Genomic DNA, 8,460 nt, shown 5'->3' on the forward strand with positions numbered 1-8,460 from the left:
GAGCCCGACGTGGGTCGGGCTCGGCGGCCTCCGGGCGGGGGCGCTGCGGGTGCGCTCAGGCGGTGAAGGGCAGCTGCTCGGGCCGTGCCTCGTGCCGCAACGGCTCGCCGGCGGCCCACCGGTCGACCTCGTCCGCGGCGGCGTGGCCCAGCCGGGCCTCCTCGGTGCCCAGCGAGCCGGCGACGTGCGGGGTGAGGAAGACGTTGCCCAGGCCGAGCAGCGGGTGCCCCGCCGGCAGCGGCTCGGGCTCGGTGACGTCGAGGACGGCGAACAGGTCCGGCCGGTCCGCGAGCGTGCGGGCCAGCGCGTCGTGGTCGACCAGCCCGCCGCGCGCGGTGTTGACCAGGGTGGCGGACGGCGCGAGCAGGCCGAGCTCGTCGGCGCCCAGCATGCCGCGCGTGCCGTCCGTGAGCGGGGCGTGCACGGAGACGACGTCGCTCGCCGCGAGCAGCTCGGGCAGGCCGACCGGTTCCACGCCCGCCCGGCGCGCGTCGTCGGCGTCGTAGTACGGGTCGTGCACCAGCACGCGCACGTCGAGCGGGCGCAGGGCCTCGGCGACGAGGCGCGCGATGAGCCCGAACCCGACCAGGCCGACCGTGGCGCCGTCGAGGCCGCGGATCCCGTCGCGCCCCGGCATCGCGTGCTCCCGGGCGGCCGTGAGGCCGAGCCGCAGCGCGTTCTTCACCGCCAGGTGCACCATCGACACGGTGAAGTCCGCGACGGCGCGCGCGTTGGCGTGCGCCGCCGACGTGACCCGGACCCCGCGTGCCCACACCTCCGGCGTGACCATGCCGCGCACCGAGCCGGCCGCGTGCGCCACGAGCTCCAGGCGCGGCAGCCGGTCGAGCAGCGCGGCGTCCAGCTCCGCGGCGCCCCACCCCGTGACGAGCACGCGCGCGGCGGCGAGCGCGGCGTCGTCGGCGGCCCCGAGGTCGACGACCGGGCCGTGGGCGGCCAGCCGGTCGCGCACCGCGGGGTCGAGCACGGAGCCCGCCCACTCCTCGCCGACGGCGGTGAGGATCGTCGTGGCAGGGGCGGCAGGCGGCGTCGGCATGGTCTGACCTTAGCCGGGAGGGCCGTCAGCGAACGGCCTCCACCCGCAGCACGAGCGACGTGCCGGGTGCGGCCTCCGGCGCCTGCAGGCCGGCGACCGCGAGCGCGCGCCCGGTGAGCACCGTGCCGCGGGGCACGTCGCCGGGCCGGGCCGGCCGCGGCAGCGGCGTGATGCCGTCGGAGGCGAGCGCGCCGTCGGCGGACGGCAGCGCGAACCACGGCGGCACGTTCCAGGCGCCGAACGCCTCACTGCTCAGCGGCAGAGGGGTGACGCGGTACCGGCGCTCGGGGTCCAGGCCGCGCAGGGTCAGCCGGCCGGGCGGCGCGGTGGCGGGCCGGGTCAGGGTCGCGACCTGGAACAGGGCGCGGGACCGGTCGGTCGCGACGACGCCCCACACCTGCGGGGAGTCGGCGTCGGGCGCGTCCTGGCGCACGAGCGTGCCCGTGTGCAGCAGGCCGCGCTCGGCCTTGTACAGCTCGACCCAGCCGGCCAGTTCGGCGAGCTGCTCGGGCGTCGAGCGCGTGAGGTCCCACTCGATCCCGAAGTGGCCGAACAGGGCGGTCGCCGCGCGGAAGGCGAGCGAGTGCGCGCGGTGGGTCTGGTGGCTGACGTCCGCGGCCACGTGCGCGCCCAGGTACTCCAGCGGCAGCAGCTGCGCCGTCCAGGGCTGCATCTGTTGGCGGTCCAGCGGGTCGGTGCAGTCCGACACCCACACGCGCTGGGTGTGCTCGGCGACGCCGAGGTCCACCCGTCCGCCGCCGGACGAGCACGACTCGATCTCCAGCCCGGGGTGCCGCCGCCGCAGCTCGGCCATGATCCCGTAGGCGGCGAGCGTCTGGGCGTGCACGACGGGGCGCCCGTCCAGCCCGGAGCCCGGGTCGACGAGGTCGCGGTTGTGGTCCCACTTCACGTAGTCCACGCCGTGGGCGCCGATGACGGCGCTCATCCGCTCGAGCACGTACGCGGCGGCGTCGGGGTTCGACAGGTCGAGCACGTGCTGGTGCCGCGACGGCACCGGCACCCGGCCGCCGGCACCCATGACCCACTCGGGGTGCGCCCGCGCCAGGTCCGAGTCGAGGTTGACCATCTCGGGCTCGAACCACAGCCCGAACTGCATGCCGAGGCCGTGCACGTGGTCGGCGATCGGGTCCAGGCCGTCGGGCCAGACCTCGTCGTCGACCACCCAGTCGCCCAAGCCGCGGGTGTCGTCCCGGCGGCCGCGGAACCAGCCGTCGTCGAGCACGTACCGCTCGACACCGAGCTCGGACGCGGCGTCTGCCAGCGCGGTGAGACGCGCCAGGTCGTGGTCGAAGTAGACGGCCTCCCACACGTTGAGGGTCACCGGTCGCGGGCCGTGCGGGTGCGCCGTGCGGCGGCGGAGCATCCGGTGCAGGCGCGCGGCCTGCGCGTCCAGGCCGTGGCCGTGCACGCCGTACACCCACGGCGTCTCGTACTCCTCGCCCGCGGCGAGCGTCACCTCGCCGGGCAGCAGCAGCTCGCTCCCGCCCAGCACCTGCTCGCCCGTGGGGAGGCGCTCGGCCCAGTGCCGGTGGTTCCCCGACCAGGCCACGTGCACGCCCCACACCTCGCCGTGGCCGAAGCCGAAGCCCGGGACCCCCGCGGTCAGCAGGGTGGCGGCGTCGAAGCCCGTGCGGCCGCGGCGGCCCTCGCGCAGGTGCGTGCCCACCGTGAGGTCGTGCCGCTGCGGCACCCGCTCCTTGCCCCACCGGCCCGTGAGGTCGAGGACCTCGCGCGCCCGCGGCGGCACGGGCAGGACGACGGCGAGCTCGTGCAGCCGGTACGGGCCGCCGTCGTTGCGGAGCGCGGCCCTGACCCGCAGCACGCCGTCCACGGTGAGCTCGACGTCGAGGACGAGCGTGAGCTCCGCGACCGGGTCCGTCGCCTCGACGCGCAGGGCCCCGGCGCCGGCCTCCGTGAGGCCGTCGGCGAGCGGACCGCCGCAGAGCGTCGCGACCGTGGTCGTGAAGCGCGGCGACCACCCGTCGCCGTCGCGCTCGCCCACGAGACCCGGACGGCCGAGCCAACCCGTGCGGGGCTCCGGCACGAGGGTGAGCCGCGTCGGCTCGTCCGGCCCGCTGTTCACGAGCGGGGCGGCCGCGGCGACGACGACGGCGGCCGCGTCGTCGGCGGTCAGCGGGCCGAGGTCGTCGCCCCAGTGCACGACGGCGGGCAGCTCGCCGCCGCGGGCGTCGACCAGGACGCTGACGCCGTCCGCGCGCAGGTGGACGAGGGTGTCGACGGCGGGGCCGCGGGCGGTGGTGTCGGCGGCGTCGGCGCGGCCGGAGGTGACGGTCACCGCACGAGCGTGCCATGCGGGGTGGCGTGGATCACGCGTGCGCCCGCGATCCGGTCGAACCTGGTCACGCCGGCCGCCGCACCACCCGGAGCCGCCACCCGACGGCGGCGGCCAGGGCTGCGACGACGAGCCAGATCAGCCCGTGCACCAGCGCGTCGTGAGCCTTGGCGATGATCTCGAGGGCGTACTCGGGCGAGGAGTCCTCGAACATCGTCGAGATGTACCAGCGGTTCCCCCAACGAAAGCCGTCGGCGAAGGCAAGGAACAGCGCCAGCACGGCTACCACCCGGAGGATCCCGCGACCGCGGTGTCTGCGCACGGCCGTCAGCCTAGGGCGCCGTCTGCGGGCGCGTCAGCCCTCGGGGATCGTCGCGACGGCCTCGACCTCGACGAGTGCGCCCGGCCGTGCGGGAGCGACGGCGAGGACGGTGACGGCGGTGCGCGCCTGCCAGACCTTCTGCGAGGCGGCGAAGCCGTCGTTCGGGTCCACCGACGGGTCGAGGTAGATCGTCAGTTTCGCGACGTGCTCCGCGTCCGTGCCGGCCTCCTCGAGGACGGCGAGCACGTTGCGCAGGGCCTGCTCCGTCTGCGGGCCGAGGCCGCCCTCCACGAGGGCGCCGTCGGGGTCCGTGCCGTTCTGCCCGCCGACGTAGAGCGTGCGCCCGGCGGGCAGGACCATGCCCCACGCGAACGCGGGGTTCTGGTGCAGCTGCGGCGGGTTGACGGGCGTCGGCGTCGACTGCGCGTTCATGGGCGGGTCCCTTCGTCGAGGTGTCCCCCGAGCATCCCGCCGGCCACCGACATGCCGCCCGGCCCCGGCTCCGGTTGCGGTGCCGCGCCGCGGCGGAAGACTCCCCGCCATGGACACCGTGGACTACGACCAGCTCGCCGACGACTACGGATGGTTGTTCGGCACCGCCGCGATCATCGTCTACCTCGCGGTCGCCGTGATCTTCCTGATCGCGTACATCCGGATCATCCAGAAGGCCGGCTACTCGGGCTGGTGGGTGCTGGTCGGCATCGTGCCGGTCCTCAACGTGGTGATGTTCCTGGTGTTCGCCTTCTCGCGGTGGCCCGTGCTGCGCGAGCGGGACGCGCTGCGGGCCGGTCAGGGGTACCCGCGCTGACCAGCGTGGCCAGCGTCGACCGCCCTCGTGCTTGGAGGATTCCTCCAAAATGACCGGGGGGACATTGGCACCGCCGCCGGGGGGTCTGCCCCCTGGACGGCAACCTACGCTGGCGTAGGCTACGAAGGCGTAGGTTCCGGTGGTCACCGTCGTGGTGGGCCGGGACCTCCTCCGTGCCGGAGCAGCCCAGCCCCACCCAGGGGCCGTCAGCGAAGGAGACCGCGTGCCGCAGCCCACCACCGGCGAGCCCGACAAGATGCCTGTCGACGGGCCCGCCGACGTCGCGCCCGCTGACGTCGAACCCCTGGTCCAGCTCGTCTCGCCCACCGGCGAGCGTGTCGTCGAACCCGACAACGCGACCTACCGCTCGCGTGTCGACCACCTCACCTCCGAGGACCTGCGCGCCCTGTACCGCGACATGGTGCTGACGCGACGGTTCGACGACGAGGCCACGGCCCTGCAGCGGCAGGGCGAGCTCGCGCTGTACGCGCAGGGCCGTGGCCAGGAGGCCGCCCAGGTCGGGTCGGCGTACGCCCTGTCGCCGCAGGACTACGTGTTCCCCTCCTACCGCGAGCACGGCGTGCTCCAGACGCGCGGCGTCGACCCGGTCGACCGCCTCCGGCTGTACCGCGGCGAGGACCACGGCGGCTGGGACCCGAACGAGCACAACGTGCACCTGTACACCCTCGTCATCGGCTCGCACGTGCTGCACGCGACCGGCTACGCGATGGGCGTGCAGCGCGACGGCGCGGTCGGCACCGGCGACGCCGCGCGCGACGCCGCCGTCGTCACCTACTTCGGCGACGGCGCCACCAGCCAGGGCGACGTCAGCGAGGCGCTCGTGTTCGCGGCGGTGAACAACGCGCCCGTCGTGTTCTTCCTCCAGAACAACCAGTGGGCCATCTCCGAGCCGACGTCGCGCCAGTCGCGCGCCCCGCTGTACCAGCGCGGCGAGGGCTTCGGCATCCCCAGCGTCCGGGTGGACGGCAACGACGTCCTCGCCTGCTACGCGGTGACGGCGGAGGCGCTCGAGCGCGCCCGCACCGGCGGCGGCCCGACGTTCGTCGAGGCCTACACCTACCGCATGGGCGCCCACACCACCTCCGACGACCCGAGCCGCTACCGCGCCCGCGCCGAGGAGGACCACTGGGCCCGCCGCGACCCGATCGACCGTCTCGCCGCGCTGCTGCGCGCCGAGGGCGGCTGGGACGACGGCTGGGCCGCCGGCATCGAGCGCGAGGCCGACGCCCTGGGCGAGCGGCTGCGCACCGAGGTGCGCGAGCTGGGCGCCCCGCCCACCAGCGCGATGTTCGAGCACGTGTACGCCACCGAGCACGCCCAGGTGCAGACCGAGCGGGCGTGGTTCGAGCAGTACGAGAACGAGACGGACGAGACGACGGGGGCGGCCCGATGACCTCAGCAACCCCGCAGACCCTGACGTTCGCGCGGGCCATCACGGAAGGCCTGCGCTCCGCGCTCGAGTCGGACCCGAAGGTCCTCGTCATGGGCGAGGACGTCGGGCGCAACGGCGGCGTCTTCCGCGTCACCGACGGACTGCAGAAGGACTTCGGCGAGGACCGCGTGGTCGACACCCCGCTCGCGGAGTCCGGCATCGTCGGCACCGCGATCGGCATGGCGCTGCGCGGCTACCGGCCGGTGTGCGAGATCCAGTTCGACGGGTTCGTCTTCCCGGCGTACGACCAGATCACGACCCAGCTCGCGAAGATGCACTACCGGTCGCGCGGGCGCCTCCAGGTGCCCGTCGTCATCCGCATCCCCTACGGCGGCGGCATCGGCGCGGTGGAGCACCACTCGGAGAGCCCGGAGGCGCTGTTCGCGCACACGCCGGGCCTGCGCGTCGTCTCGCCGTCCACGCCGCAGGACGCCTACGACATGATCCGCGCCGCGGTCGCGTCGCCGGACCCGGTGCTGTTCTTCGAGCCGAAGGGCCGCTACTGGTCCAAGGGCGAGGTCACGGCCGGCGCCTACCCGACGGTGGCCGCGGCCGGCGGCGCCGACGTGCTCAACCGGGCGCGCGTCGCCCGGCAGGGCACCGACGTCACGCTCGTCGCCTACGGGCCGACGGTCGCGACGGCGCTCAAGGCCGCCGACACGCTGGCGGCCGAGGGCACCAGCGCCGAGGTGGTCGACCTGCGCGCGATCTCGCCCCTCGACGTCACCGCGGTCGTCGCGTCCGTGAAGCGGACCGGCCGCTGCGTCGTCGTCCACGAGGCGCCGACGTTCCTCGGCTCCGGCGCCGAGGTCGCGGCCCGCGTCAGCGAGGAGTGCTTCTACTCCCTCGAGGCGCCCGTCCTGCGCGTGGGCGGCTTCCACGCGCCGTACCCCGTCGCGAAGCTCGAGCACGAGTACCTGCCGAGCGTCGACCGCGTCGTCGACGCCGTCGACCGCGTGCTGGCCCACTGAGAGCGACCGAGAGCGAGCTGAGGAGAACGATGACGACCCAGCGCTTCCCGCTGCCCGACGTGGGAGAGGGCCTCACGGAGGCCGAGATCGTCGAGTGGCGCGTCGCCGTCGGCGACACCGTCGCCGTCAACCAGGTGATCGTGGAGATCGAGAGCGCCAAGTCGCTCGTCGAGCTGCCGTCGCCGTGGGCCGGTACCGTCACGGCGCTCCTCGCCGAGGAGGGCACCACCGTCGACGTCGGCACCGCGATCATCGAGATCACCACCGACGCCCCCGCCGGAGCGCCGTCGGACGCGCCCGCCGCGGCCGCCGAGGAGACGTCGGGCGAGGGCTCGGGCTCCGTGCTGGTCGGGTACGGCACCGGGGAGGGCGCGGGCGGTGGCCGACGACGGCGGCGCGCCGCGGCCCCGGCCGCCGAGGTCGAGGCGAAGCGCCCGACGTCGATGTCCGGGACCTCGACCTCGAGCGCTCGCCTCGACGTCGACGCACCGGCCCCCGCCCCGGCCGCCCCGGCCGCCCCGACGATCGAGAAGCCGATGGCGAGCGTGCCGGCGACGCCCGGTTCGTCGACCACCCGCGTGCTCGCCAAGCCGCCGGTGCGCAAGCTGGCGAAGGACCTCGGCGTCGACCTCGCCTCCGTGCACCCCACGGGCCCGGGCGGGATCGTCACGCGGGAGGACGTCGTCGCGCACGCCGAGGGTGCGGCGCCGAAGGCCCTCGCCACGTACCCCGACGACGACCAGCCGTGGCTCGCGTCGGGCACGGTCAGCCAGGACGGCCGCCAGACGCGCGTGCCGGTGAAGTCGGTGCGCAAGCGCACGGCCGAGGCGATGGTGGCCAGCGCGTTCACGGCCCCGCACGTCACGGTGTTCCAGACGATCGACGTCACGAAGACGATGAAGCTGGTCGCCCGCCTCAAGGAGGACCGGGACTTCGCGGACGTGCGCGTGACGCCGCTGCTCGTCGCCGCCAAGGCGATGCTGCTGGCGGTCAACCGGCACCCGCAGATCAACGCGAGCTGGGACGAGGCCGCGCAGGAGATCGTCTACAAGCACTACGTGAACCTGGGGATCGCCGCCGCGACGCCGCGCGGGCTCGTCGTGCCGAACATCAAGGACGCGCACACGCTCGACCTGCTCGGCCTGGCGAAGGCGATCGCGACCCTCACGTCCACGGCGCGCGCGGGCCGCACGCAGCCCGCGGACATGGCGGACGGGTCGATCACCATCACCAACGTCGGCATCTTCGGCACCGACACGGGCACGCCGATCCTCAACCCCGGCGAGGCGGGCATCCTCGCGTTCGGCGCGATCCGCCGGCAGCCGTGGGTGCACAAGGGCAAGATCAAGGCGCGCTGGGTCACGCAGCTCGCGCTGTCCGTCGACCACCGCCTGGTCGACGGCGAGCTCGCCGCCCGCTACCTGGCCGACGTCGCGAAGGTGCTCGAGGACCCGGCGCGCGGACTCGTCTGGGGCTGACCCGCGAGGTAGTTCCGAAGATGCCGAGGTAGTTCGAGGCCCGGCGAGGTAGTCGACTAC

At 74.8% G+C, this 8,460-nt stretch carries 8 protein-coding genes; 4 read left to right on the forward strand and 4 right to left on the reverse strand.

Annotated elements, in window-relative coordinates:
- Positions 1 to 55: 55 nt before the first annotated feature.
- From ACFQ80_RS22090 to ACFQ80_RS22105, 4 genes are all read right to left on the reverse strand, one after another.
- A complete protein-coding gene (locus ACFQ80_RS22090; protein ID WP_430565150.1) occupies positions 56 to 1,054 on the reverse strand; it encodes a hydroxyacid dehydrogenase in 999 nt (332 codons plus the stop codon).
- Positions 1,055 to 1,079: 25 nt separating this feature from the next.
- On the reverse strand, positions 1,080 to 3,371 hold the full coding sequence (locus ACFQ80_RS22095; protein WP_430565151.1) for an alpha-galactosidase: 2,292 nt from the start codon (positions 3,369 to 3,371) through the stop codon (positions 1,080 to 1,082).
- Positions 3,372 to 3,435: 64 nt separating this feature from the next.
- Positions 3,436 to 3,690, reverse strand: a complete 255-nt coding sequence (locus ACFQ80_RS22100; protein ID WP_430565152.1) for a hypothetical protein — start codon at positions 3,688 to 3,690, stop codon at positions 3,436 to 3,438.
- A gap of 33 nt (positions 3,691 to 3,723) precedes the next feature.
- On the reverse strand, positions 3,724 to 4,122 hold the full coding sequence (locus ACFQ80_RS22105) for a RidA family protein (protein ID WP_430551580.1): 399 nt from the start codon (positions 4,120 to 4,122) through the stop codon (positions 3,724 to 3,726).
- 109 nt (positions 4,123 to 4,231) lie between these two features.
- Here ACFQ80_RS22105 and ACFQ80_RS22110 point away from each other — a divergent pair, with 109 nt between their 5' ends.
- The 4 genes from ACFQ80_RS22110 to ACFQ80_RS22125 all read left to right on the forward strand — a co-directional run bounded on the left by ACFQ80_RS22110 (position 4,232) and on the right by ACFQ80_RS22125 (position 8,400).
- The gene (locus ACFQ80_RS22110) at positions 4,232 to 4,498 is read left to right on the forward strand and encodes a hypothetical protein (RefSeq protein WP_430551581.1); all 267 of its coding nucleotides are present in this window, start codon (positions 4,232 to 4,234) and stop codon (positions 4,496 to 4,498) included.
- Between the two features lie 256 nt (positions 4,499 to 4,754).
- Positions 4,755 to 5,912 (forward strand): pyruvate dehydrogenase (acetyl-transferring) E1 component subunit alpha, encoded by a 1,158-nt coding sequence (gene pdhA / locus ACFQ80_RS22115; protein WP_430565155.1) that lies wholly within the window; start codon positions 4,755 to 4,757, stop codon positions 5,910 to 5,912.
- Positions 5,909 to 6,922, forward strand: coding sequence for an alpha-ketoacid dehydrogenase subunit beta (locus ACFQ80_RS22120; protein ID WP_430565153.1), 1,014 nt, complete (start codon positions 5,909 to 5,911; stop codon positions 6,920 to 6,922). Before pdhA ends, ACFQ80_RS22120 begins: the two co-directional genes overlap by 4 nt.
- A gap of 29 nt (positions 6,923 to 6,951) precedes the next feature.
- The gene (locus ACFQ80_RS22125) at positions 6,952 to 8,400 is read left to right on the forward strand and encodes a dihydrolipoamide acetyltransferase family protein (RefSeq protein WP_430565154.1); all 1,449 of its coding nucleotides are present in this window, start codon (positions 6,952 to 6,954) and stop codon (positions 8,398 to 8,400) included.
- The last annotated feature ends 60 nt before the right edge of the window (positions 8,401 to 8,460 follow it).

Source organism: Isoptericola sp. NPDC056578 (assembly GCF_042793275.1).
Classification (GTDB): domain Bacteria; phylum Actinomycetota; class Actinomycetes; order Actinomycetales; family Cellulomonadaceae; genus Isoptericola.

Bases quoted from the DNA above. Each gene is read 5' to 3' on its own strand.
- ACFQ80_RS22090 (WP_430565150.1), bottom strand. From the start codon at position 1,054: ATGCCGACGCCGCCTGCCGCCCCTGCCACGACGATCCTCACCGCCGTC.
- pdhA (WP_430565155.1), top strand. From the start codon at position 4,755: ATGCCTGTCGACGGGCCCGCCGACGTCGCGCCCGCTGACGTCGAACCC.
- ACFQ80_RS22120 (WP_430565153.1), top strand. From the start codon at position 5,909: ATGACCTCAGCAACCCCGCAGACCCTGACGTTCGCGCGGGCCATCACG.
- ACFQ80_RS22105 (WP_430551580.1), bottom strand. From the start codon at position 4,122: ATGAACGCGCAGTCGACGCCGACGCCCGTCAACCCGCCGCAGCTGCAC.
- ACFQ80_RS22125 (WP_430565154.1), top strand. From the start codon at position 6,952: ATGACGACCCAGCGCTTCCCGCTGCCCGACGTGGGAGAGGGCCTCACG.
- ACFQ80_RS22110 (WP_430551581.1), top strand. From the start codon at position 4,232: ATGGACACCGTGGACTACGACCAGCTCGCCGACGACTACGGATGGTTG.